General features: G+C 58.7%; 20 protein-coding genes and 2 tRNA genes. 10 read left to right on the forward strand and 12 right to left on the reverse strand.

What is annotated here, in order from left to right; genetic code table 11:
• Positions 1–2 precede the first annotated feature (2 nt).
• Both V7651_RS12500 and V7651_RS12505 read left to right on the forward strand, forming a co-directional pair.
• The gene (locus V7651_RS12500) at positions 3–1,196 is read left to right on the forward strand and encodes an acyl-CoA dehydrogenase family protein (RefSeq protein WP_335613393.1); all 1,194 of its coding nucleotides are present in this window, start codon (positions 3–5) and stop codon (positions 1,194–1,196) included.
• Positions 1,197–1,209: 13 nt separating this feature from the next.
• Entirely contained in the window at positions 1,210–2,256 is a 1,047-nt protein-coding gene (locus tag V7651_RS12505) for an acyl-CoA dehydrogenase family protein (protein WP_335613394.1), read from the forward strand.
• A gap of 16 nt (positions 2,257–2,272) precedes the next feature.
• On the opposite strand, the gene V7651_RS12510 is transcribed toward V7651_RS12505, so the two are convergent.
• A complete protein-coding gene (locus V7651_RS12510) occupies positions 2,273–3,232 on the reverse strand; it encodes a LysR family transcriptional regulator (RefSeq protein ID WP_335613395.1) in 960 nt (319 codons plus the stop codon).
• An 87-nt stretch (positions 3,233–3,319) separates the two neighbouring features.
• On the opposite strand from V7651_RS12510, the gene V7651_RS12515 reads away from it, so the two are divergent.
• Both V7651_RS12515 and V7651_RS12520 read left to right on the forward strand, forming a co-directional pair.
• Positions 3,320–3,898 (forward strand): hypothetical protein, encoded by a 579-nt coding sequence (locus tag V7651_RS12515; RefSeq protein ID WP_335613396.1) that lies wholly within the window; start codon positions 3,320–3,322, stop codon positions 3,896–3,898.
• Positions 3,895–4,524: a GNAT family N-acetyltransferase gene (locus tag V7651_RS12520; RefSeq protein WP_335613397.1), complete on the forward strand. Its 630-nt coding sequence runs from the start codon at positions 3,895–3,897 to the stop codon at positions 4,522–4,524. Before V7651_RS12515 ends, V7651_RS12520 begins: the two co-directional genes overlap by 4 nt.
• A 1-nt stretch (position 4,525) precedes the next feature.
• Here V7651_RS12520 and V7651_RS12525 read toward each other — a convergent pair whose 3' ends face one another.
• The 7 genes from V7651_RS12525 to pgi all read right to left on the reverse strand — a co-directional run bounded on the left by V7651_RS12525 (position 4,526) and on the right by pgi (position 11,644).
• Entirely contained in the window at positions 4,526–6,295 is a 1,770-nt protein-coding gene (locus V7651_RS12525) for a glycoside hydrolase family 15 protein (protein WP_035539275.1), read from the reverse strand.
• Positions 6,292–7,023 (reverse strand): trehalose-phosphatase, encoded by a 732-nt coding sequence (otsB, locus tag V7651_RS12530; protein WP_051624854.1) that lies wholly within the window; start codon positions 7,021–7,023, stop codon positions 6,292–6,294. The genes V7651_RS12525 and otsB overlap by 4 nt, the downstream gene beginning before the upstream one ends.
• 8 nt (positions 7,024–7,031) lie before the next feature.
• The gene (locus V7651_RS12535; protein ID WP_035539279.1) at positions 7,032–8,432 is read right to left on the reverse strand and encodes an alpha,alpha-trehalose-phosphate synthase (UDP-forming); all 1,401 of its coding nucleotides are present in this window, start codon (positions 8,430–8,432) and stop codon (positions 7,032–7,034) included.
• Positions 8,433–8,655: 223 nt separating this feature from the next.
• Positions 8,656–8,730, reverse strand: a tRNA-Phe gene (locus V7651_RS12540).
• Positions 8,731–8,786: 56 nt separating this feature from the next.
• Positions 8,787–9,008 (reverse strand): DNA gyrase inhibitor YacG, encoded by a 222-nt coding sequence (locus tag V7651_RS12545; RefSeq protein WP_084146309.1) that lies wholly within the window; start codon positions 9,006–9,008, stop codon positions 8,787–8,789.
• On the reverse strand, positions 9,005–10,054 hold the full coding sequence (locus tag V7651_RS12550; RefSeq protein WP_206741571.1) for a ribonuclease E/G: 1,050 nt from the start codon (positions 10,052–10,054) through the stop codon (positions 9,005–9,007). Before V7651_RS12550 ends, V7651_RS12545 begins: the two co-directional genes overlap by 4 nt.
• A gap of 3 nt (positions 10,055–10,057) precedes the next feature.
• Entirely contained in the window at positions 10,058–11,644 is a 1,587-nt protein-coding gene (gene pgi, locus V7651_RS12555; protein ID WP_335613398.1) for a glucose-6-phosphate isomerase, read from the reverse strand.
• A gap of 178 nt (positions 11,645–11,822) precedes the next feature.
• Here pgi and tuf point away from each other — a divergent pair, with 178 nt between their 5' ends.
• The 3 genes from tuf (at position 11,823) to V7651_RS12570 (ending at position 14,462) form a co-directional block, all read left to right on the forward strand.
• Positions 11,823–13,013, forward strand: a complete 1,191-nt coding sequence (gene tuf, locus V7651_RS12560; RefSeq protein ID WP_035542525.1) for an elongation factor Tu — start codon at positions 11,823–11,825, stop codon at positions 13,011–13,013.
• A gap of 129 nt (positions 13,014–13,142) precedes the next feature.
• Positions 13,143–14,303 carry an aspartyl/asparaginyl beta-hydroxylase domain-containing protein gene (locus V7651_RS12565; protein ID WP_335613399.1) on the forward strand — a complete coding sequence of 387 codons (1,161 nt, stop codon included), beginning with the start codon at positions 13,143–13,145 and terminating at the stop codon, positions 14,301–14,303.
• Between the two features lie 83 nt (positions 14,304–14,386).
• Positions 14,387–14,462: transfer RNA gene (locus V7651_RS12570), tRNA-Trp, on the forward strand.
• Between the two features lie 30 nt (positions 14,463–14,492).
• Here the strand turns inward: V7651_RS12570 and V7651_RS12575 are convergent.
• On the reverse strand, positions 14,493–15,797 hold the full coding sequence (locus tag V7651_RS12575; protein WP_335613400.1) for an FAD-dependent oxidoreductase: 1,305 nt from the start codon (positions 15,795–15,797) through the stop codon (positions 14,493–14,495).
• A 195-nt stretch (positions 15,798–15,992) separates the two neighbouring features.
• Here V7651_RS12575 and V7651_RS12580 point away from each other — a divergent pair, with 195 nt between their 5' ends.
• Complete coding sequence (locus V7651_RS12580; RefSeq protein WP_335613401.1) at positions 15,993–17,582, forward strand: sensor histidine kinase; 1,590 nt, start codon at positions 15,993–15,995, stop codon at positions 17,580–17,582.
• Positions 17,583–17,589: 7 nt separating this feature from the next.
• On the opposite strand, the gene V7651_RS12585 is transcribed toward V7651_RS12580, so the two are convergent.
• Both V7651_RS12585 and V7651_RS12590 read right to left on the reverse strand, forming a co-directional pair.
• Complete coding sequence (locus V7651_RS12585; RefSeq protein WP_035539925.1) at positions 17,590–18,141, reverse strand: thioesterase family protein; 552 nt, start codon at positions 18,139–18,141, stop codon at positions 17,590–17,592.
• A 63-nt stretch (positions 18,142–18,204) separates the two neighbouring features.
• Positions 18,205–18,696 (reverse strand): flavin reductase family protein, encoded by a 492-nt coding sequence (locus tag V7651_RS12590; protein ID WP_206741583.1) that lies wholly within the window; start codon positions 18,694–18,696, stop codon positions 18,205–18,207.
• A 135-nt stretch (positions 18,697–18,831) separates the two neighbouring features.
• Here V7651_RS12590 and V7651_RS12595 point away from each other — a divergent pair, with 135 nt between their 5' ends.
• Positions 18,832–20,442: an alpha-amylase family glycosyl hydrolase gene (locus V7651_RS12595; RefSeq protein ID WP_035539929.1), complete on the forward strand. Its 1,611-nt coding sequence runs from the start codon at positions 18,832–18,834 to the stop codon at positions 20,440–20,442.
• Here V7651_RS12595 and V7651_RS12600 read toward each other — a convergent pair.
• A complete protein-coding gene (locus V7651_RS12600) occupies positions 20,439–21,455 on the reverse strand; it encodes a LacI family DNA-binding transcriptional regulator (protein WP_335613402.1) in 1,017 nt (338 codons plus the stop codon). The genes V7651_RS12595 and V7651_RS12600 overlap by 4 nt on opposite strands.
• 273 nt (positions 21,456–21,728) lie before the next feature.
• Here V7651_RS12600 and zwf point away from each other — a divergent pair, with 273 nt between their 5' ends.
• A complete protein-coding gene (gene zwf, locus V7651_RS12605) occupies positions 21,729–23,195 on the forward strand; it encodes a glucose-6-phosphate dehydrogenase (RefSeq protein ID WP_035539933.1) in 1,467 nt (488 codons plus the stop codon).
• Positions 23,196–23,197: the final 2 nt, after the last annotated feature.

Below are 23,197 nucleotides of genomic sequence, written 5' to 3' on the forward strand. Positions count from 1 at the left end.
CAATGGACCTTTCATTCAGCCCGGAATACGAGGCCTTCCGCAAGGAAGTGGCGGATACACTCGCTGCCAATGCCCATCTCGCGCCGACGCCGGAAGACCGGGGCATGAAGAATGCGAAGCGGCAAGCCTGGCAGAAACTGCTGATCGAGAACGGCCTCGCGGCGCGCACCATCCCGACTGAATATGGCGGCTATGGCGCCGAACCGGATATTCTGAAGTCACGCATAATTGCCGAAGAGTTTGCACGCACCGGTCTCCCACGGGCCATGTCGAACCAGGGCATCTCCATGCTTGTGCCGACCCTTCTGGAACTCGGCACCCCCGAACAGAAGGCTGCCTATATCCGGCCGACCCTCCATGGCGAGATGATCTGGTGTCAGGGCTATTCGGAGCCGGGCGCCGGATCGGACCTTGCTGCGCTGCGCACGGCCGCGGTGAGCGATGGTGACGATTATGTCATCAATGGCAGCAAGATCTGGACGTCGACGGCCAAGCAGGCCGACATGATCTTCTGTCTCGTCCGGACTGATCCGAGCGCCAAGAAGCATGAAGGCATTTCCTATATCCTGTTCTCCATGGATACGCCTGGCATCGAGGTTAGGCCGCTGGTCGACATGACGGGCACGGCGAATTTCAACGAAGTGTTCTTCACCGATGTGCGCGTGCCGAAGAGCGGCATTGTATTTGCCGAGAACAAGGGCTGGCAGGTGGCCAATGCCACACTGACGCATGAGCGGGGTATGCTGGGGGACCCGAACGCGACCAAGGCGCGCCTGGTCGAACTCGTGGAGCTGATGAAGACCGAACGTGTGAACGGCGAACGGTTGATCGACAATCCACTGCTGCGCGATCGGTTGCTGAAGCTTCAGGGCGAGGTCTATGCGATGCAGGCGAACGGCTTGCGTATCACGACGCACAATCTGAAAAAGGAAAGCGCTGGGCTCGCGGGACTGGTCGTCAAGCTGATGGGCTGTGACTTGAACCACGAGATTGCGCGGCTTGCGATCGATGCGCTTGGCGAGCTTGGCATCATGTATGAAACGGGCGAGCATTTGCGCGCGGATGGTTCGTGGCAGTCACGTTACATGTATGACCTTGGTCTGATCATTGGTGGCGGCACGGCGCAGATCCAGAAAAATATCATTGCGGAGCGAGGCCTCGGCCTGCCGCGCGAACCCAAGCTGGCCAAGGCCTGAGAGGAGAAGACCGATGGAATTTGCACTCTCTGAAGACCAGCGCATGTTGCAGGATAGCCTGAGTGGCTTTCTCAAGGATACGGCACCGCTTGATACGATCCGCAAGATAGCAAAGGGCGATAGAGAAGCGTCATCCGCACTTGCGACCGGCCTGGATGACTTTGGCCTGTCAGGCCTTCACGTTTCGGAAGATCAGGGCGGATTGGGCCTTGGCCTTCTGGATGCCTGCCTTGTGCAGGAGGCGCTGGGATATGCTATCGCACCAAGCCGTTTCATGGCGACAACTGTGACGGCTCATGCTCTGCGGCATGCGGGCGATGCGCACCTGCCCGCCATTGTGGCCGGCGAGATGCGGATGGGACTTGCGCTGACGGAACTCTCATCGCGGCGCGATGGCGCTGGGGTGACGGCTGAGAAGGGCAGGCTAAGTGGTACGTCCCTGCTCGCACTTTCAGCTGAAGAGTCCACGCACATGCTGGTGGCAGATGCGGCCGCTGGTCTGCACATTGTTGAAACGCCAGATAATGTTTCTATGCAGACAATAGACCGGACGCGGGTGTTTTCGGAAGTCAGGTTTGCAGGGGAGGAGAGCGAAGTTTCCCTGAAGCCAGACGATGAAGCTCTGGCGGTGGCCCGCCTCCTTGCAGCGGCCGATACGCTGGGCGCAGCGCAGGCCATGATTGACAAGGCCGTGGCTTATGCGGCTGAGCGCCAGCAGTTTGGCCGGGTGATCGGATCATTCCAGGCAGTCAAGCATATGTGCGCCGAGATGGCAGCACGGCTGGAGCCATCGCGCGCGCTGATCTGGCATGCGGCGCATGCGCTGGATACGGGCGAGCCCGAGGGACTGGTGATGGCGACGCTGGCGAAATCGCATCTCGCCGAGGCGGGTACGTTTATCGCCCGCACGTCGACAGAAGTGCACGGCGGGATGGGCTTTACCGATCTTGTCGGTCTGCACTACTGGTTCAAGCGGGTTGGGGCAAACCGGCAGCTCTTTGGTAGCCCGGAACAGTGCCGGATGGACGCGGCGCGCCTTCAAGGCTGGTTGGCAGCCTGATCGGCTGCGTGCGCACTTAGGCGCCTGAGCCCGCTGCATCGGGTCGGATCAGGGTTTCACGGAACCAGAGGGCTTCGCGCGGATCAAGCGATGCTTTCAGCCAGTCTATGACGGCCTGTCCGCGCTCCAGCCGGCGGATACGTTCCGTATAGGTCATCCAGAACTGGATTGAGGCGACCTCGGGCAGGGCGAGAGGCACAAGCTGGGGATAGGCGGCGCCGATATAGGAGGGCAGGATGGCGATGCCCCCATCGGCGAGGCATAGCGCAATCATGGCGGCCGCCGAGTTTGTGACCAGTGCAAAAGACATAAGCTGGCGCGCCAGGTATATGCCATTGGCCCAGCGCTCTGACTGGTTGATATAACCTTCATGCAGCAGGCAGCGATGGCCATGGAAGTCCATCAGGGTCGCGGGGTGGCCGTGGCGTTCCAGATAGGGCGCCGTGGCAAAGCATAGATAGTGCACAACCCCCATGCGACGCCCGATCAGCTCGCTGCGCTTTGGGCGCTCGAACTGGATCGTGATGTCCGCTTCGTTGTTGAGCAGATCCGGGCTTGCCTCTGATACCGTCAGAGTGAGTTCGATGCCCGGATGGGCGCTTTGGAAATCCGGCAGGCGTGGTGCCAGCCAGTAGGGGCCGATTCCGTCGCCGGTGACGAGGTGTACAGGACCGCTATACGGCATATCGCTGTCGGAAACGTCATTGTGCGCTGCTGAGACAATATCGGCCATGACATTGGCATGCCGTAGCAGCATCTGGCCAGCAGCCGTCAGGTCGACGCCGCGTGTAGAGCGTTTCAGCAGCTCTGTGCGAAGGGCTGCTTCCAGTTCGGTGATGCGACGACTGATCGTTGGCACGGAACCGCCGAGCCGTTCGGCAGCCGCAGACATGCTGCCCAGCTCCGCCACTGTGCGGAAGATACGGATCCTGTCCCAGTCAAATGTCTCCGCGAGCACGCGTGTGTCCCCTTTCACGGGTGTAAGTCCCCGTTTCACCAGTTGGTAAAGCCACGCGGCGATGCCTGTGGCATCACACAAGTACGCTTGTAGTGGTAAACAGATATGAACACAATCACAAATAGTATATCGGCGCGTGGCGTGATCGATCTTGATCGCGTTGCGGCCAAGGCGGTGGAATTTGGATTTCGCCGGGGGACATTTTCCGAGCTGGAACAGGGCGTTGCTGTGGCGGAGGCCCTGATGCAATCAAAACTGGCAACGCCCGAAGCGATTGGCGAGATGGATCGGATCACCGGCATGACAGCCTGGGTGACGGGCGATCCGGTGGATGGGATATTCCTGTCGCTGCCACTGACGCCGACTGGCGAATCAGCCGTGCGAAACGGGACATATACGCCAGGCTCGCCTGATCCCGCGCATTTGTGTTCGGGCGGGCAGGGGTGTTCGGCATTTTATATAGGGGTCTACGCAGGCGCCAACCGCGACGCCCGACGGAAGGTGATGACGGCCGCAGCGGTAATGCGCGTGGAGCTGTTCAGCGCCTATCCATGCTTCGCGCGCGGCGCCACAGAAGACGGGCGGCGTTCAATGGACAGCCTCGGCTTCAAGCCCTTCGATGGCGGGTTGCCGGACTTGTATGTTCAGGAAGCGCTGGACCCTTCGCGGTGGGCTGCAGCATGACAGAGCGGCCAGTTATAGGTGAGCAAGTGCTCTGCCGACGGGTGCCGGAAGGGGCGTTCGAGCGATATTCCGCGCGCCCTGTTCGGACGTTGGAAGACTATCAGAAGATGGCGGCCATAAGGGCGGCTGTTTTCATGTCGGAACAGGACTGCCCCTATGAAGAGGAGTTCGACGGGAACGATCTTTGTGCCACGCATTTCCTCGTCTTCGATGGCCCGCAGCCGGTTGGCACGTTGCGGATGCGCTGGTTTGCTGGGTTTGCGAAGCTTGAACGTGTGGTCCTGTTGCGCAGCCAGCGCGGTCGTCCTGCGTTGCAGGTCATGCTGGCGGAAGCATTCGAATTGGCTGCCCGCAAGGGCTATGAGATGATGATCGCCCAGATACAGGCGCGGCTATGGCCGGTCTGGTCGCGCACTTTCAAGTGCCGCATCGTGCCCGGGCGGCCGTGTTTCTGGTTCTCGGACTATGAATATATCGAGATTGAAATCCCGGTGCCGCACCACCCGCAAGCGCTCTCGGCAGATGAAGACCCGATGGTCATGATCCGACCGGAAGGGCTGTGGGACAAGCCGGGCGTGCTGGATGCATCTGTCGGGCGGTCAGGCCAGCCGGATGTCGCCGCCTGACCTAGATCACCTCTGACCATGGCTTGCTGAGCAGGGCGGCGGAATTGATGATGCCCACCATGCAATAAGTCTGGGGGAAGTTGCCCCATAGCTCGCCTGTCGACGGGTCGAAGTCTTCCGAGAGCAAACCGACATGGTTGCGGCTGGACAGGACAGACTCAAACATTTCGCGTGCCTCGTCGACCCGGCCGACGCGATAGAGCGCGTCGATATGCCAGAACGTGCAGGCCGTGAAGGCAGTCTTGGGACGCCCAAAATCATCCTCGGTCTTGTAGCGATAGACGTGATTGCCTTCGCGGAGTGTGCTGTCGATGGCGTCTACTGTTGCGACATAGCGCTCGTCGCTCGCGGGCACGAAGCCGATCTCGGCCATGAGCAGGACGGAAGCATCGAGCGTCTCTCCGCCGAAAGAGGCTGTGAAGGCGCCGACCTTGGGGTTCCAGGCCTTCTCCAGAATGGTCTTGTGGATGATGGCGGCACGTTCAGACCAATAGGTTGCTCTGTCGGACAAACCGAGATGAGCGGCGATCTTCGACAGGCGGTCACAGGCCGCCCAGCACATGATGGCCGAGGATGTGTGCACTTCCGCGATGGTGCGGAATTCCCAGATGCCAGCATCTGGCGTGTCATGCACAGCGAAGGCGCGCTCGCCGACGGGTTCCAGCTGACGGAACTCGGCTATGCCAGGCCGTGAAATCAAGCGGCTGTCGAAGAAGGATTGCGAGACGCCGAGAACGACCTGGCCATAGACATCATGCTGGATATGTTCGGCGGCCTGGTTGCCGCGGCGAACCGGGCCGGTATGGCGGAAGCCCGGCAGATGCGTTGCGTGTTCCTCGGTGAGGTCTGATTCAAGGCCGATGCCATACACGGGCTGGATATGCCCCCCCTTGGATTGGGCCACGATATTGCGGACCCAGCGCATATAATGTTCCAGCGTTCCCATGGCGGACAGGCGGTTCAGCGCAGTGACCGTGAAATAGGCATCCCGGATCCAGCAAAAGCGATAGTCCCAGTTGCGTTCAGAGCCTTCGTGCTCTGGGATCGATGTCGTAAGTGCAGCGACAATGCCGCCTGTTTCCTCAAAGACGCACAGTTTCAGGGTGATGGCGGCGCGTATGGCGGCTTCCTGCCACTCATAGGGCACAGCGAGGCTGCGCGCCCATTTTGTCCAGTATTGACGGGTGCGTTCTTCCCAGTCGAGCGTGATCACATCGACCGTATCGGTCAGCGACTCGTCTGCACCAAGGATGAACGACACGTCCTGTTCCAGCAGGAAGCTGGTGCCCGAGAGGACATAGGAAACGGGCGCATCGGTCGTGACGCGGAAAGCCAGCTCACCATCATTGAAACGGATATGGTTGACGCCGCGCACAGTTGGCAGCTTGCGGTCGCCCCAGTCTGTTTCCGGCGTCAGTGTTATGCGGATACGCGGTGTACCGGAAACCACATGGAAGCGGCGGACGACGGAAGCCGGGCGAAAGACTCGTCCACGTGTTTCAAAGCGTGGGGCGAAGTCGATGATCTCCATCACTGCGCCATCCTCTGATTCAAGACGTGTGCGGAGGATGGCGGTGTTGGTGTCATAGGATTGCGAGCGCGATACCAGCCCGTCCATCCAGATGTCGAACTGGCCGCCGCCGCCGAGCAGCTTGTTGAAAACCGGCTCGCCATCAAAGCGTGGCAGGCATAGCCATTGATAATTCCCCACAGAGTTTACGAGTCCTGCAATTGTTCCGTTGCCGACGACTCCCAGATCCAGTCCGTTCATGATGATGCAAACTCCCTGAGTAGTGCGTGAACGTCTGCAACAGACGCAAGCCTGTGATGTGCCACTGTTGAGCCTTCGCCGACTTTAATGGCTAAACCACCCAATGATTGCGCGGCGGAAAAAGCGTCTTCGTCCGTCGTATCATCTCCAATCATGACCGGACGTCGGCCCTTGAATGGCGCACTGGACATTGCTTCCGTCAGGCAGGCGCCCTTGTTGGCAGCACTTGGTTTTGCCTCATATACCATCTTGCCATGCTGAATCGAATAATCAGCGAACGGCGTGATTGCGTGGTTCAAAGCTTGGCCAAGCTCATCCTCAACATCCGGCGCCGCGCGATAGTGAATTGCGAGGACAGGCCCTTTTGGTTCAAGCTGAACGCCAGGATTGCGTGTTGCGATTATCTGTAGCGCAGCGACCAGCCCGGCGGGGGCGTCGGCAATAGTACCGGTCGATGTTTCGTTTGGCGCTGCGCGCCGGAGGCCGTGATTGCCGAAGCGCCACAAATCCGGAGGCACGCGTTTTGAAAGATCTGACAGATCACGGCCAGAGAGGACTGCCAGCGCGCCGCCAACGCGTTCCGCACATGAGATGAGCACGTCGTCCATCCCGGAAAGGAGGCTAACGGTGTCGGCGTTATCCTGCAGTCCAGCCAGCGTCCCATCGAAATCAAGGAACAGGGCATCATCAGACGCCAGCGCAAATTGTCTGTCGGTTGTTTCAGCCATACGCTGCACTAGTCGGCGGGTTCGGATGTGTCAAACGCCGCCAGAAAGTGGTCTCGCCACCAGTTGATGTCCTGCTCACATATGCCTCGATACAAGGCACGCCAGCGTCTTTGGCGCTCATCCAGTGGCATGTGGAGCGCTTCCCGGACCGCTTCGGCGACGGCGTTGCGATCATGTGGGTTGATAATTAGGGCTTCGGTCATTTGCTGCGCGGCGCCAGCAAATTGCGACAGGACAAGAACGCCCGGGTCGTCGGGGGCTTGCGCGGCAATATATTCCTTTGCGACCAGGTTCATGCCATCTTGCAACGGAGTCACGAGCCCGACCCGCGCCAGGCGGTAGAGCCCCGCAAGCTCTTCGCGTTCATACCCGCGTGCCAGATAACGGATAGGTATCCAGTCAAGATCACCGTAATCGCCGTTGATGCGACCGGACAGCTCGTCAAGCTGCTGTCGCAACTGGGCATATTCCTCAACGACAGAGCGGGACGGCGGCGCGATCTGCGTGAAGGAGATATTGCCGTGCAATTCCGGATATTTGTCGAATAGTGTCGCCATACCCTCGAAGCGTTGGGGCAGGCCTTTGGAATAGTCCATCCGGTCAACGCCGATGACGAGATTACGATTGCCGAGGAAGCGTGAGAGACGGTTTGACGCCTTCTCAGCGACTTCACTCGTCGCACTTAAGCTGAAGCCTTCCGCGTCGATCCCGATCGGGCACAGTCTCATCGTGAGGACATGGTCGCCGATGCGGTAGCGCTCATCATCCAATTTCTCGGCACCCATCTCCTCATGCAGGTAACGGCCGAGATTGGCGCAATCATGCGGGCTTTGAAGGCCGACAACATCATAGGCGCAAATGCCTTCTGCGAGAGTCATGTGGTTTGGGATAGAACGGAATACTTCCGGTGCCGGAAACGGAATGTGCAGGAAGAAGCCGGTGCGCCGCTTACAGCCCGCATCCTTCAGATGCCGGGCCAGAAGGAAGAAGTGGTAGTCTTGAACCCAGACAATGTCCGTCTCGCTTGTCTGGGCCTCAACGGCTTCGGCAAATCGGCGGTTTATCGATTCATAAGCCGCGAAATAGTCGCTGTCGAAGACGGCGAGGTCGAGTCGGTTGTGCATGACGGGCCACAGAACGCTGTTGGCGTAGCCGAGATAGAAGCCCTCATATTCGGCCTTCGACATGTCAACGAGCGCAAATGAGACCCCATCTTCCTCCACGAGTTGCACCCGCCGGCGGGGAACGTCGAAAATCTTTCCGCTCCAGCCGATCCATAAGCCACCTGATTCCGCCAGCGTGTCCCAGAGGGCGACAGCGAGACCTCCAGCGCGGGTCTGGCTGCCATAGGCCGTCCGATTGGACACGGCGACAAGGCGATGTGGTGATGATTGCTTCAAATCTGTCATATGAACCCGCCAACTCTACCCGCAACGTATGACAAATGTTCCGCCGATCACAGGAAATAGGAGATAATCCACAAGTTGCACGAATTGCAGGCAATGCAGGAAGACGTGAGAATGCGCTGGCGAATATTGGCTGTGGGCGAAAGCGGCGCTGGCGTTTCCAGGCTCAGCCGAGACGAAGACTCAGTCCGACAAGATCATTCCGGCTGGCGAGACCGATCTCAAATGGTGCCCGGGGGCGGAATCGAACCACCGACACGCGGATTTTCAATCCGCTGCTCTACCCCTGAGCTACCCGGGCGGGCCAGCAGGGAAGGCGGGTTCTAGCCAAGGCAGGCACGCTTGTCCATCGTGTTTTCAGTCATCATCTGTGATGTCTCCAGATGGCGATGTATCGCGGGGGTTTTCCTCAAGTTCTGCTGGCGCTCCGGGGATCGCATAGCCGCCCTTCAACCATTGCCCGAGATCGATATCGGCGCAGCGTTTGGAGCAAAATGGGCGGTACTCAGGCGAAACCGGCTTTTTTTGGCACTGTGCGCACTTCGGGGTGCGCTTCTCGGGGGCGATCGGTTTGCTCATGTCGGGAAAATGTCCGGTTTGGATTGATCGTGCGGTAAAATAGTCAGGCGGGCTCCGAACGTTTCATCGAGTTGCCCCTGTAGGTCCAGACGACTCGCTGTCATCCACTCAAAGGCCCGCTGCGGCAGCGCGAGCGTCAGCCGCGCCATGGGCTGTGATCTTGCTTCGCGCTGGAGCTGCCGTAGAGACTCCAGACAAAGAGTCTCGTCTGTTGGCTCGCCGTCTGGCTTTAGCAACCTGTCAGCAAGCGGCGCGGCGCCCCAGGCGACCGAGGCTTCCATCAGACCGAACGCCGAGGGTGCCAATGCGCGCACATTGCGATGCGACTGCCCCTTGAAAGCAGTTAGAAACGAATCGCGGACCTTGATGCCGGCGTCGCGATTGATGGGGGAGACGCAATCCAGAACCATGGCGCCGCCGAGATTTCTCAGGCTGGCCTGGCGGGCGAGTTCCTGCGCCGCTTCGGTGTTTATGCGGAGCGCTCGGGCCGCGGCACGCCCCGGATCATTGCGGCCGGATGTGTCCAGGTCGATGGCGACGAGAGCGTTTGTTGGCTGGATATGCAGTGTCCCGCCACCCGGCAGCGTTACGGATGCCGATAAAGCCTCATCCCATGCGGCGGAAATTTCGATATCGCCTATGGAGACGTCTTCAATGGCCACCCCCCCCGCGCCGGGCAGCGCCAGTCGCCATCGTTCCTGCCGATTTTGGTTCACTGCCGCGGCCGAGGACTTCTGCACTCGCGCAAGCTTGTCGCGCCGCGCTTCAGCGACAATTTCGACGAGCAAACTCTGACCTTCCGTCAGCCCATGGCCCTCATCAAGACGCATGAAAGCATTCTCGCCGGAAGTAAGTTCCACGAAACCACCGCCCTGGCGCGGATGAATTGCCCGCAGACGGGCGCCGAGCACGTCGCCAAGATAGGCGCGGGTTTCCCGGTCACTTAAACGCTCAAGGTGGAGCGCCATAGGACGCCCTGTGTTGTCGAGGGCGACCAATCGCGTCTCGCCGATTGCCGTTTCGCGCAGGATGCGGGCAATCGGCATCAATCAGCGGAGCGCAGCAATCAGGGACGCGGTGACGGGATCATCCGCCGATGCGTCGCCCGTGAGCGCAGGCTTCAGACGACCGGCCATGGTCTTACCGCGCTCGACACCCCACTGGTCGAACGAGTTGAGGCCCCAGAGCTTGCCAGAAAAATAGGTGCGATGCTCGTACATGGCGACGAGGGCGCCAAACGCTTCCGGCCCGAATGAGGCATGTGTCATGAAGGTTGATGCACGCCCTCCGGCATGAACCTTTTGGCGCGCAACAGCGCCGGTGAGGCCTGGTTCTTCCTTCTTGACCTCATCAAGCGAACGGCCGTTGGCGAGCACTTCGGCCTGTGCGAGCGCGTGCGCTGTCAGTGCGGCAAGACCGGCTGAGTCGCGACCGGCATCAGGTGCGAGAATGAACTCGCAAGGTACGGCCTGAGACCCCTGATGCAGCCACTGGTGATAGGAGTGCTGACCGACGGAGCCCTCGCCGCCCCAGAGTGCAGGCGCCGTCGCCACCGCGATAGTTTCGCCGTCGGGCCCGACGCTCTTGCCGTTGGACTCCATTTCGAGTTGCTGGAGATAGGTTGGCAGCATGCGCAGTCGGTTGGCATAGGCGAGGACGACCCGCATCTTGTCACCCAGGATCGACGTGTTCCAGTAGTCCAGAAGCGCGAGGCGCATGGGTACGTTTTCCGCCAGTGGCGTGTCGCGTGTGTGGGCATCCATCGCCGCGGCACCTGCAAGGATCCGCTCGAACACATCGGCGCCAAGATAGATCATGCAGGCAAGCGAAGCCGCAGACCAGAGCGAGAAACGCCCACCGACAGACAGTGGCATGTCGAAGACATGCGCGTCACGGCCATCGAGCCAGGCCTTTGCTTTTTCAGGCGCAGCGGTGACAAGCCCAAGATGATGCGCGGCATCATCACCAAGGGCACGCTCGAGCCATTTGCGAGCGCGAGCCAGATTATAAAGTGTCTCTTCGGTGCCGAATGATTTTGAAACACCGATGACGAGGGTGGACTTCGGATCGAGCCCTGTCAGGGCGCGATCGAGATCAAGCGGGTCGACGTTAGCGCAGAAACGCAGGTCGATGCCTGCGGGCGCCATGTCCTCAAAGGCGTCGGCGATTAGGCGGGGCCCGAAGTCCGAACCGCCAATGCCGATATGGACCACGGACGTGAATGGCGCGCCGTTTGATGTTTTTACCTTTCCGGAACGCAGGTCGCGGGCGAATTGCAAGGCGGGCTGGACGCTCTGGCGTACCGTTTCAGCCTCTCCCTCAAGCGGGGAACCGGCGCGCAAGGCCCAGTGCAATGCGGGGCGGCCTTCAGACGGGTTCACGATGGCTCCACCGAAGAGGTCCGACGCGGCGGTTTCGAGGACGTGGGCCTGACCGAACGCAAGCAATGCCGCCTCCGATTCCGGATCCAGATATTGCCGCGCCATCTCTATGCGCCAGCCAGCAGCCGTCAGCGTGGCTTTGCCTGCGCGGCTTGCTGCGATGGCGCCAAGGGAGCAATTGCGTATGCGGTCGCGATGAACAGACAGGTCAATATCCATGTTAAGGCCCTCGGTGGCGAAGTTGAGCTTTGGCATATCCGGCCTTGGGGCAGGTAGGCAAGTCGCACCCACCTTGGGCAGCCAGGATACAATTGCCTGCTTGAAACCCGCGTCACACATGGGTATGAGGCGCGTTTAACGGGCAGTCTGCCTGCCAAATCAATATGAAACCCTGTCCGGCGGGCCGGACGACAGACACCTAAGGAGAGGCCCGATGGGCAAGGCAAAGTTTGAACGCAACAAGCCGCACGTGAACATCGGCACGATTGGACACGTTGACCACGGCAAGACGACGCTGACGGCGGCCATTTCGATGGTGCTTGCAGAGGCATCCGGTGGCGAAGCGAAATCGTACGCTGATATCGACTCGGCGCCTGAAGAAAAAGCACGCGGCATCACGATCAACACGGCGCACGTGGAATATGAGACGGAAAACCGTCACTATGCCCACGTCGACTGCCCGGGCCACGCTGACTATGTGAAGAACATGATCACCGGCGCAGCGCAGATGGACGGCGCGATCCTTGTTGTGAACGCAGCTGACGGCCCGATGCCACAGACGCGCGAGCACATCCTGCTGGCCAAGCAGGTCGGCGTGCCTGCCATGGTTGTCTTCCTGAACAAGGTTGACCAGGTTGACGATGCCGAGCTTCTGGAACTGGTCGAGATGGAAGTGCGCGAGCTTCTGACATCGTACGACTTCCCGGGCGACGACATTCCGATCATCGCGGGTTCAGCGCTGGCCGCTGTTGAAGGCCGCAATCCTGAAATCGGCAAGGACAAGGTTCTTGAGCTGATGCAGGCCGTTGACGATTACATCCCGACGCCAGAGCGTCCGCTGGACAAGCCGTTCCTGATGCCTGTGGAAGACGTGTTCTCGATCTCCGGCCGTGGTACGGTTGTGACGGGCCGTGTCGAACAGGGCGTCGTCAAGGTTGGCGAGGAAATCGAGATTGTCGGCATCCGTCCGACCGTCAAGACGACCTGCACGGGCGTTGAAATGTTCCGCAAGCTGCTCGATCAGGGCCAGGCTGGCGACAACATCGGCGCCCTGCTTCGCGGTATCGACCGTGAAGGCGTTGAGCGCGGCCAGGTTCTCTGCAAGCCAGGTTCGATCACGCCACACACGACGTTCGAAGCCGAAGCCTATATCCTGACGAAGGAAGAGGGTGGCCGTCACACGCCATTCTTCACCAACTATCGTCCGCAGTTCTACTTCCGCACGACCGACGTGACGGGCGTGGTGACGCTGCCGGCCGACAAGGAAATGGTTCTGCCAGGCGATAACGTGAAAATGGACGTCGAGCTGATCCAGCCGATCGCCATGGACCAGGGCCTGCGCTTCGCCATCCGCGAAGGCGGCCGTACCGTCGGCGCCGGCGTCGTCTCCGCAATCAAGAAATAAGCTGTAAACAGCTTGTTGAAGTCAAACGCCGCTCCGGAAACGGGGCGGCGTTTTGCGTTGTGGCGAAGTGTTGTAGACCGACGTGGTGAACTTTAGCCAATTTCCTTTGATCAACAGGTGCGACTGCGAATGAGCGAAATGACCGACATCAATCAGCTCGGCGCGACCGGCATGCAGGCCTTGCGGGCAGGGGATGGAAAGACCGCGCGGGAAAAATTTGAAGCGATCGCCGCAGCGGGTCAGGCCGATATATCTGTCTGGATCGCGATTGCCTTGTCAGCACGTATTCAGGCAGACTGGCAAGGTGTGGCAGGGGCAGCTGATCGGGCCTTGAATCTCGAGCCGAGAAATCTCCGCGCCCTGATCCTCAAAGGCGATGCGCTTTGGAACAGCGACGATAAACGCGGTGCCGCGTCATTTTACGATCTGGTGGGCCGCCTGGCGCCCGAAGGGGACGGCTTGCCGTCAGAAATGGCGGTCGAATTGCTGCGTGTTCGCCGACTTTATGAATCGCATAAGTCAGAATTGGTCCATCATATTGAGGCGCGTCTGAGTGCGCTTTTCGGCCATCGTGACGGGCTGAGCGCGCGTTTTAGGCAGTCTCTGGACCTGTTGGCGGAGAGAAAGCAGAGATACATACAACAACCGCGGGCGTTCTATTATCCGGAGCTGCCCGATATCCAGTTTTATGAACCCTCCGAATTCGAATGGACGGACGGTCTGATGGCTGCGTCAGGCGCAATCCAGCGTGAGTTTGAAGCGGCTCGTGCAGATATCTCGGCTTTCGTCCCCTACATCCACACAACGGGGAACAAGCCGGTCAACAAGGATAATCCCCTGATCGATAGCCAGGACTGGACGGCCTTGTTCATTCAAAAGGATGGCGTTGTGATGGATCGCGGCTCAGAGCGTTTTGCTAATACGCTGGCCGCACTGGGCGGCGTGCCACAGGAAATCATTCCCGGTCGTGGGCCTTCAAGTTTGATATCACGTCTGGCGCCGAAGGCCCGGATAGCGGCGCATGTCGGATTTTTGAACACGCGTCTGACATGCCACCTGCCTCTGGAAATTCCGGATGACTGCGGTTTGAGAGTCGGCAATGAGGCGCGCGCATGGCGCCCTGACGAGCTGTTGATTTTCAACGATTCCATCGAACATGAGGCGTGGAACAACAGTGACCGAGACCGCTTCGTGCTAATCTTCCAGGTATGGCGTCCGGAGATAAGTCTCGAAGAGCAGACCTGGATATCGGGCGTCCTTCAGGAAATTGATACCTACTTCGCTGGGTAATTCACCAAGTCAGTTCTGCGAAACAGATACATTCTTGCGCTTGCACCGCCGCGCAGTTTGGGGCAAACCACCGCTTCGCCTGTAGGGGTATAGCTCAGTTGGTAGAGTACCGGTCTCCAAAACCGGGTGTCGTAAGTTCGAGTCTTACTGCCCCTGCCAGGCGTTAATTCATTTCTTGTTCTGGCCAGATCAAGCGTCGGCTGAGACAGGTTTCTGCTGTCCTGATAGCGCAGCGGTCATATCGCGAACCACGATTTCGCTTCGACCGACAACGCTGGACACGAGTTCATGTGAGAATGTTGACCCGCTGAACCATGTACTGTTGTGGCCCTGCACCCTGAGCAGATCTCCAAACAGGCCATGCGCTACGGCGTCAGGCTTGTATTGCGGAAAATATTGCCAGGATTTCTGTAGGATAACGTTGTTAATCGTGAATCCGAGATGTGCAGCATCGGCATGAAGGATTTCACGCAATTCTTCCGGCGTCAGGCTCTCCGAGAACTGTCCTGTGACGTATAGGCGGCCGCCAAGGTCGGCGCTTTCGCCCTCGGCACGGCCACCCAAAATAGCCCCCTGAAGTGAGCTGTCCTTGGATGCGCGCGAATAGCCGATCACCTGATGGCCTGTGAACCAGTCATTCGAGGCGAGCAGTGTCGTCGTGTAGGTTTGCCAGGCAATGCTTTCAGCGACGCGTTGCTCAAGTTCCGTTGCCTTTGCGATTGACGTGAACAGTTGCATCGGGATTGTTGACAGAACGGCATCAAAGACGTGTTCGCCGTCGCGCGTATAAATCACGGGTTTGGGGCCAGATCGGTCGATGCCGAGAACGGGCGTGCCGAGTCGGACGTCGAAGCTGCGGGCGAACCTTTGCCAGAACGTCGTCCAGCCCTGTTCGGGCATATGAAGATCATTCAGAACGCCGGACAGGACGTATTGCAGATCGCACCATTGGACGGTCTGACCGATCGTGGCCTTGTCAACATAGCCATATCCCTGAGTGGTCTGGATTCGGTGCATGGCCCGTTCGATTTTGGGGATGTTGAGCGCGCGCACCCATTCGATCGTTGAGAGCGAAGCCTCTTTCATAATCTCGGGATCGTCAGGGCGTTGCTTGATGCCTTTCCGGAGGATGGCCGCCTTTCGAATGAATCGGAGAACCTGAAAGGGCAGGGGGGCTCCGGGGCCATGTTTGACATAATTCACAACGGGCTCCCCATCATAGAGGGCTACGCCGAGTCGCTTCAACGTGATTCCGTTATCCTTCATCCACCCCTTGATCATCGTATGTGACCGAGTGGTGTAACAGGTTCCCATCTCGTTCAGGTTGTCCCCGTTAAGGATCGAAAAGGATTTTCCACCTATACGGTCATTAGCCTCGAAAACGGTCGCGCGAATGCCGCGCTGCATAAGAAAATGCGCAGCGCTGAGGCCCGCGGGACCGGCCCCGATAATTGCAATCTTCAACGGATTGGGCGTGTCCACACTGTGTCCCATGAACTCAATTTATTAACGAAATCGCATTCACTCTCATAAAGTTAGCACTTGGTGACAAGGCTCATTTTCATCTTATGGCGGTAAACGGGCCTAATGCCGACTAATGGTTCTCAGATTTCATTCCTGAAGTACTTGCTGCAGAGCAGGCACCCGAACGCGACCGCTGTGGATCGCGTGGTCTTGCTTGAGCAGCACTTGGCGTTCGCGAGTCACACTGCCACGATGGCAGGGGTCATGCTCGTCAACTCGACGGCGACAACCATTCTGATCGAGCAAAGCATCGCGAATACGTCGCTGCGCTACTGGCTGTTCATGAACTGGGTGCTGGCGGCCGTGCTCGTCATCGATGCCCTGCTGAAGCGTGGACTGTCCCGACCAACAGAGGTCAGCGGGCGATACCTGCGGCGTTCTGAGTGGCTGGCCTATACGTTCGGCGCGGCTTGGGGCTCTCTACCATTCTTCATCAACGGCGATAAGTATATGGCGGTTATCTATGCCGCCCTGCTTATCCTGCCGATGATTGCAGGCATGTCGGCTTTGCTGCCGCATGTGCCAAGGGTGGCGCTGCGCTACTCAGGCGCGGCGATCTTCATGTTCCTGCTCTTTGTCGGTATCGCATGGGCTCGCTCGACCGTCGCAATCTCGCTGATGGTTATGGTGTTCATGTTCGCCGTCTATTTCGGCATGAAGCGTACCTACCTGACATTCGTATCGAACGTGGAATCCCGCATCCGCGCGACAGAATCGCATGAAATCCTGATTGGCGCCTTGAACGCGAGCGGGCAGGCTTTTGCCTATCTCGACGCCAATGGAACAGTTCTCGTCCAGAATGACCTCCACAAGGCCTACTTCACGGGCACAGAAGGTGATCTGAGTGTCGGTTCGCGGCGCCTGCCGAAGGCGGGCGATCGTTACTGGCAGAAGTCGGTCGAGACCGTACCGAATGGCGGTCACGTGATTCTCCACACGGACGTGACCAGCCTGGAACAGAGTAAGCGTGAGATCGAGGTAGCGAAGGAAGAGGCAGAGACCGCGGATGCGGCCAAAACCCGCTTCCTCAACTCGATGAGCCGGGAACTCAAGGTGCCGCTGGATGTGATCGTCGGGTGTTCGGGCCTGATGGGAAGTGATTCGAACATTCCGTTCGATGAGCGCGAATTCCGCGGCTACGCAGACCAGATTCGCAAACACGCGTCTTATCTAGGCGGCATCATTGATCAGATCATCAGCTTCTCGAAACTGAACCGTGAAACTGTGACAGCCGAAGAAGAGATCGTGGAACTTTCCGAGATCATCAATAGTGCTGTCAGTCGGGTCCGCCTTGCTTCGCCAGGCTATGCCGATGTGCCTCTGCAGGTCAGCGCTGAGCCGGGGCTGCCGAAGGTGTATTATGATCGCACGGCGCTGGAGCGGATTGTCCAGAACCTTGTGACGAACGCGTTCGAGCATGGCTCAGGCTCGGCAATTACCGTGAAAGTCTCACGGATCGTCGGGCGGGGTATCCTCCTTATGGTCCGAGATCGCGGATCGGGCATGGGCAAAGAGGAAATTGAAAAGGCCTTCGAACCCTTCTTTCAAGGCGCACGGACAAACGAATTCAAGGATGGTCGTGGCGTAGGCCTCGGCTTAACAGTGAGCCGTAAACTCGCGCGTCAGCATGATGGCGACGTCCTCCTCGACAGCCAGGAAGGCCGTGGCACTAGTGCTTTCCTAGTTATACCGTCCAGCCGCTGCGTTATTCCAGGCGACAAACACTCCGCGGACCAGGCGCAGGAAGCCATCTGATAGAGCGTTAGGCAGCGTCGTGCGCAGAGCCTGCGAGGGCGCGGCCTGTTTCCGATTCGGCGATCATCGCCACAAAGCTCGCGTCCAGCCGGGGGCTTTCCGCCGGCGCTCCCAGCTCTCTCGCGATCCCATCAATACCGATCTTGACCCCTTTTCGACCAATGATCCGCGCCAGCATGCGGCTGACAGCGACGGTCTCTCCCTCCATATTAATATCGTGGGTGTAGCAAACATAATTATCCTGCCAGCCGACAATCCGGGTGACGATCTCGACCTTCGCAGGACACCTCAGTTCACCTGACAGGCTGATCGTTTCGACCTGTATGATCGGCATCCAGCCGTTCTTCCGGATCAGCCGACCCAGTCCGATACGAATGACGGAGTTGATTGTCGCAAGATCGGTGAACGAGCGGATCCGGTGCAGTGGCACAGCAGGCGCAAAGGCCTGATCAAGCCGCCAAACCGGGACAGTCACCCTTGTCGGCGCCAAAGGATCGCTGGCAATGGGGCTGCGCAAGGCAGACAGCAAAACGATCATGAATCGCAAAAACAGGTTCATTGGAGCCCCTCCATCTGGCGTGCTTATCGCGGAAGGGTGCCCCGGCCTTCGGCGCGTGCTCGCCTAGGAAGTGATGGTATCAGATAAAACGGCGTAACGCCCACCATGAAACAGAAGGGGGCGCGCTTCATGATCTGCAGCAATGCGGATGACCTCGCCGAGGAATATCACATGGTCACCGCCGTCATGCTGGGCGTAGGTTCGGCACTCAAGGCGTGCGGCACTTCCGGGAAGTATCGGAACGCCGCCCGCTCCCGGTTCAAATTCCATGCCTTCGAACTTGTCGATATCGCTCATCGCAAAGCGCCGGGACAGGTCTTCCTGATTTTCCCGCAGTATGTGCACACAGAAATGTTGCGCTTTTTGGAAGGCGGAGACATTGCGCGACGCCCGGCTCAGCGACCAGAGGATCAAAGGCGGGTCCATGGATACGGAATTGAAGCTGTTGGCCGTCACGCCGAAGGGAACGCCCGCCTCATTACGCGCAGTGATGATGGTGACGCCCGTGACAAACAAGCCAAGTGCGTCCCGAAGAGAGCGGGTGTCGAATTCCATACGCCACATCTAGGGTGCTTTCGGTCTGGGTCAAAGGCGATTTTCCCGTGCCTTTATTGCGTTGACCGCGAGATGGAATGGCCTTGAATGCGCTGGCTGGCGGGCTTTTGACGCCCGGACGCATGTGAGGACGAGATGGAACACGAACAGGACGACCAGCCGTGGTGGCGTGGCGCAGTCATTTATCAGATATATCCGCGCAGCTATCTCGACACCAACGGCGACGGGATCGGAGACCTGCCGGGCATTACCGCGAAACTCGAATATGTTGCGTCGCTCGGCGTTTCGGGAATCTGGATTTCACCCTTCTTCACGTCGCCGATGAAAGACTTCGGCTATGATGTTTCGGACTATTGCGATGTGGATCCAATCTTCGGAACCCTCGCCGATTTTGATCGCCTCATAGAAGAAGCGCATGCGTTTGGCCTGAAAGTTGTGATCGATCAGGTCATGTCGCACACGTCGGATGCCCACGCATGGTTTGCCGAAAGCCGGAGCAGCCGAACGAATGCCAAGTCAGATTGGTACGTCTGGCGTAATGCGCGACCAGATGGGACACCGCCTAATAACTGGCAGGCTGTCTTTGGTGGTGCCGCCTGGACATGGGATGCGCGACGCCAGCAATATTACATGCATAACTTCCTCAGCGAGCAGCCGCAGCTGAACCTCCACAATGAGGAAGTACAGGACGCCTTGCTGGCCGCGTCCCGCTTCTGGCTTGAGCGCGGCGTTGATGGTTTTCGCCTCGATGCCATCAACTTTTCAATGTTTGATCCAGGGTTCCGGGACAATCCGGCCTGGGAGGTTGCCGACCGCACCATCACGCGCCCCTTCGACCTCCAACATCATGTGAACAACCAGTCGCACGCCGATATTCCGCTCTATCTGGAACGCGTGCGCGCATTGACGGACGAATTTGGCGCCGTCTTCACTGTCGCCGAAGTCGCCGGGCCTGATCCGCTGCCAGAAATGCGGGCCTTCACAGTCGGCGACAGCCGCCTTAACTCGGCTTACAATTTTGATTTCCTCTATGCATCAAGTTTGACGCCCGGTCGCGTTCGGCGTGCCCAATCAAACTGGATGGGTCCGGTCGAGGAAGGCTGGCCATCCTGGGCTTTCTCCAATCATGACGCGCCGCGATGCGTTAGTCGCTGGTATGATGGGGCAGACAGAAACCGTTTTGCCAAGCTGACCAATGCGCTGCTTTCATGCCTGAGAGGCAACCCGATATTGTATCAGGGTGAAGAGCTCGGCCTGCCTCAGGCGGAGGTGACGTTCGACAAACTACAGGACCCGGAAGCCATTGCTAACTGGCCGTTGACACTCGGCCGTGACGGGGCACGCACGCCGATGCCTTGGGTCTCAAGGGCGCCTGTGGGCGGTTTCACGACAGGAGTTCCCTGGTTACCTATGGGGCAGGGCCATCTTGAGGCTGCCGTTGACGTCCAGCATGGCGATTCTGAGTCCGTTCTGAACTTCACACGCCGTCTCTTGGCTGTCCGAGGGGCTTCGGGCGCGCTGACGGAAGGCGATATAGAGTTCGAAGAGGTCGCGGCGCCGCTGCTGACCTTCCGGCGCTCATCCGGCGGTGAGACCCTTCTCTGCATTTTCAATCTCGGAGCTTCGGCGCAGGCGAGGCCTTCATGCATGCCGGAGGACGCGCAGACGCTGCTGGCGTCGGGTTGGGACGCAGACGGCATGACTGGCGCTGTACCTGAATATTCGGTCTGGATTGGTCGCACTTAGGCGAGTCCACAGGATTCCCGGACAATGAGTTCAGTGGGCAGGCGTTCAGACTGCATCGGGACGCCGTCGCTGGCGGCTAGGAGCTTTGAGACAATCACACGCCCCGCTTTGCCCAGATCCTGCGAGATGGTGGTCAACGAAGGCAGGCTGTAGGCGGCAAGGCCGATATTGTCGTAGCCGACAACGGACACATCAGTAGGCACCTGGCGGCCGGCCTGTGACAGGCTGCGTATGGCACCCAGCGCCACAAGGTCACTGCTGCCAAATACGCCGTCAAAATTCCGGCCGTCCGAAAGCAACGCATTCATTGCTGCCTCAGCCGACTCAATCTCGAAACGGGCTGAGACGATGAGTGTGGGGTCAACCTCTTCTCCGGCGCGTGCGTGAGCTTCAACATAGCCTTCATAGCGTTGCAGCACCTCAGGCACACGAATATCGCCGATAAAGGCGATCCGTCGGCGGCCAAGGTTGAGCAAGTGGCTCGTTGCGCGCATGCCGCCCTTCACATTGTCCGATCCTACGGAACAGTACTTCTGCCCTTGCAGCTGCCCGCCCCAGACCACGAATCGAGTCTCCGTTTCCGCAAGCTTGTTAAACCGCTCGTGGAAAAGGCTCTGGCCAAGAAAAAATACTCCGTCAGCGCGGTTGGTCGACATCACATGCGCAAGGTCATCGGGGCTTTTGGGCGCGAGGTGGGAGATCAGAACATCGCAATCTGCGCTGCGCGCTGCATCACTGATCCCGCCAACGAGTTCCTGAAAGAAGGGGGTCAAAGCCTGAGTAGGGCGGCCGGGTGATGTTGGAATGATGAGTGCGATCGTAGCTGTGGCGCCGGAAATAAGGGCCGGCATGCTTGGCCGAAAGCTGTAATTCTGTTCGCGCGCGATTTTCCAGACACGCCGCTTTGTTTCGTCGTTGACTGCCGAACTATTGTTCAATGCGCGTGATACGGTGGCGATGGATACACCAGCGATTTCGGCAAGGTCTTCAAGTCGGGTACGGTTGCTGGACATTCTGCCTCAAGTTCGGAAAATCGTAGGGGAATTCTCACGCCCGGTCGCCAAGGTGAGCGCCGCAATCTAGAGGGGTATGAAAAATACTGCAAACTGCTATGCCGATGCAGTGGGATCTATAATAAAATTAGATAGCGACTGGTGTAAACCTGATCATGGGCGCTAAAATGATAGGCGCTAACACAGTCTGCTTTTGCATGTTCCGCAAAATACTATAAGTCAGAGCCGAATTCGCGCATTGGCGCGAACATGTCTGATCGGGGAGTTCGAAATATGGCCAAGTTTATTCCGGTCGATCCGTTCGACATTGTCATTTTTGGCGGCACGGGGGATCTGTCACGTCGGAAGCTTCTCCCCGCGCTTTATCACCGCTGGCTTGATGGACAGATTCCAGAATCCAGCCGCATTGTCGGCACCGCGCGTTCCGAGATGACGACAAAGGAATACCGCGAAATGGCGCGGGAGGCCTGCGAAACGGCGTCAGGCAAGAGCTGGGACGCCAAGGCCTGGAAGGTTTTTGAGAAGCTGGTTGAATATGTGGCCATCGATGCCACGAACCCGGATGCAGACTGGCCAACCCTGAAGTCCAAGCTTTCTGCCAATGACCATCCGTGCGTGTTCTATCTGGCGACGTCGCCGCGGCTCTATGTGGACATTTCTGAAGCCCTTGGCCGGGCCGGACTTGCCACACCCAATGCGCGCGTTGTGCTTGAAAAACCGATCGGCACGGATCTCGATTCCGCCCGTGAAATAAATGATGGCGTTGGCGCTGTCTTCGCCGAGCGGCAAGTGTTCCGGATTGACCACTACCTCGGCAAGGAGACCGTCCAGAACCTGATGGTTCTGCGGTTTGCCAACATGCTTTTCGAGCCGCTCTGGTCGCGCAACTATATCGATCACGTTCAGATCACCGTCGCTGAAGACCTCGGGCTGGAGGGGCGCGCCGACTATTATGACAAGTCCGGCGCGCTACGTGACATGGTTCAGAACCACATGCTCCAGCTGCTTTGTTTGACGGCGATGGAGCCGCCAAACCATCTCGATGACGATGATGTTCGAACAGAAAAGATCAAGGTTCTCAATGCGCTGACGCCAATCACGGGCGATGACGCGAAGCGTCTCACAGTGCGCGGCCAGTATAAGGCGGGTGTGCGCGGCGATGAGCCAGTCAAAGGCTATGTCGACGAACTGTCGTCAGATACCGAGAGCACGACGGAAACATTCGTGGCCATCAAGGCGGCTGTCGACAACTGGCGCTGGGCTGGTGTGCCGTTCTATCTGCGGACCGGCAAGCGTCTCCCTTACCGCCATTCAGACATCGTCATCCAGTTCAAGCCCACGCCACATCCGCTCTTCGGAGAGGGGAATGACGCGGTAAATCGGCTGGTCATTCGCCTCCAGCCTGATGAAGGCGTGCGACTCTATGTGCAGATTAAGGAGCCCGGTCCGGGTGGCCTGCGGGTTAAGTCGCTTCCGCTGAACCTTTCCTATGCCGAGAGCTTCACGGTCCGTTACCCGGATGCGTATGAACGCCTGTTGATGGACGTTGTTCGCGGCAACCTTTCCCTCTTCATGCGTCGCGATGAGGTTGAGGCGGCATGGACGTGGGTCGATGGCCTGATTGAGGCTTGGGATCGCGGCGGCGGCGCTCCGGAGCTTTACGCGGCCGGAAGTAACGGTCCGCTTGCGGCAGCCATGATGATGGACCGTGACGGGCGCGCCTGGTTCGAAGGAAAGTAGGG

Source organism: Hyphomonas oceanitis, assembly GCF_036964545.1.
GTDB classification, from domain to species: Bacteria; Pseudomonadota; Alphaproteobacteria; order Caulobacterales; family Hyphomonadaceae; genus Hyphomonas; species Hyphomonas oceanitis.

Excerpts from the sequence above, each read along its gene's own strand:
- V7651_RS12500 (WP_335613393.1), top strand. The coding sequence starts at position 3 with ATGGACCTTTCATTCAGCCCGGAATACGAGGCCTTCCGCAAGGAAGTG.
- V7651_RS12505 (WP_335613394.1), top strand. The coding sequence starts at position 1,210 with ATGGAATTTGCACTCTCTGAAGACCAGCGCATGTTGCAGGATAGCCTG.
- V7651_RS12515 (WP_335613396.1), top strand. The coding sequence starts at position 3,320 with ATGAACACAATCACAAATAGTATATCGGCGCGTGGCGTGATCGATCTT.
- V7651_RS12520 (WP_335613397.1), top strand. The coding sequence starts at position 3,895 with ATGACAGAGCGGCCAGTTATAGGTGAGCAAGTGCTCTGCCGACGGGTG.
- V7651_RS12525 (WP_035539275.1), bottom strand. The coding sequence starts at position 6,295 with ATGAACGGACTGGATCTGGGAGTCGTCGGCAACGGAACAATTGCAGGA.
- otsB (WP_051624854.1), bottom strand. The coding sequence starts at position 7,023 with ATGGCTGAAACAACCGACAGACAATTTGCGCTGGCGTCTGATGATGCC.
- V7651_RS12535 (WP_035539279.1), bottom strand. The coding sequence starts at position 8,432 with ATGACAGATTTGAAGCAATCATCACCACATCGCCTTGTCGCCGTGTCC.
- V7651_RS12545 (WP_084146309.1), bottom strand. The coding sequence starts at position 9,008 with ATGAGCAAACCGATCGCCCCCGAGAAGCGCACCCCGAAGTGCGCACAG.
- V7651_RS12550 (WP_206741571.1), bottom strand. The coding sequence starts at position 10,054 with ATGCCGATTGCCCGCATCCTGCGCGAAACGGCAATCGGCGAGACGCGA.
- pgi (WP_335613398.1), bottom strand. The coding sequence starts at position 11,644 with ATGCCAAAGCTCAACTTCGCCACCGAGGGCCTTAACATGGATATTGAC.
- tuf (WP_035542525.1), top strand. The coding sequence starts at position 11,823 with ATGGGCAAGGCAAAGTTTGAACGCAACAAGCCGCACGTGAACATCGGC.
- V7651_RS12565 (WP_335613399.1), top strand. The coding sequence starts at position 13,143 with ATGAGCGAAATGACCGACATCAATCAGCTCGGCGCGACCGGCATGCAG.
- V7651_RS12575 (WP_335613400.1), bottom strand. The coding sequence starts at position 15,797 with ATGGGACACAGTGTGGACACGCCCAATCCGTTGAAGATTGCAATTATC.
- V7651_RS12585 (WP_035539925.1), bottom strand. The coding sequence starts at position 18,141 with ATGAACCTGTTTTTGCGATTCATGATCGTTTTGCTGTCTGCCTTGCGC.
- V7651_RS12590 (WP_206741583.1), bottom strand. The coding sequence starts at position 18,696 with ATGGAATTCGACACCCGCTCTCTTCGGGACGCACTTGGCTTGTTTGTC.
- V7651_RS12595 (WP_035539929.1), top strand. The coding sequence starts at position 18,832 with ATGGAACACGAACAGGACGACCAGCCGTGGTGGCGTGGCGCAGTCATT.
- V7651_RS12600 (WP_335613402.1), bottom strand. The coding sequence starts at position 21,455 with ATGTCCAGCAACCGTACCCGACTTGAAGACCTTGCCGAAATCGCTGGT.
- zwf (WP_035539933.1), top strand. The coding sequence starts at position 21,729 with ATGGCCAAGTTTATTCCGGTCGATCCGTTCGACATTGTCATTTTTGGC.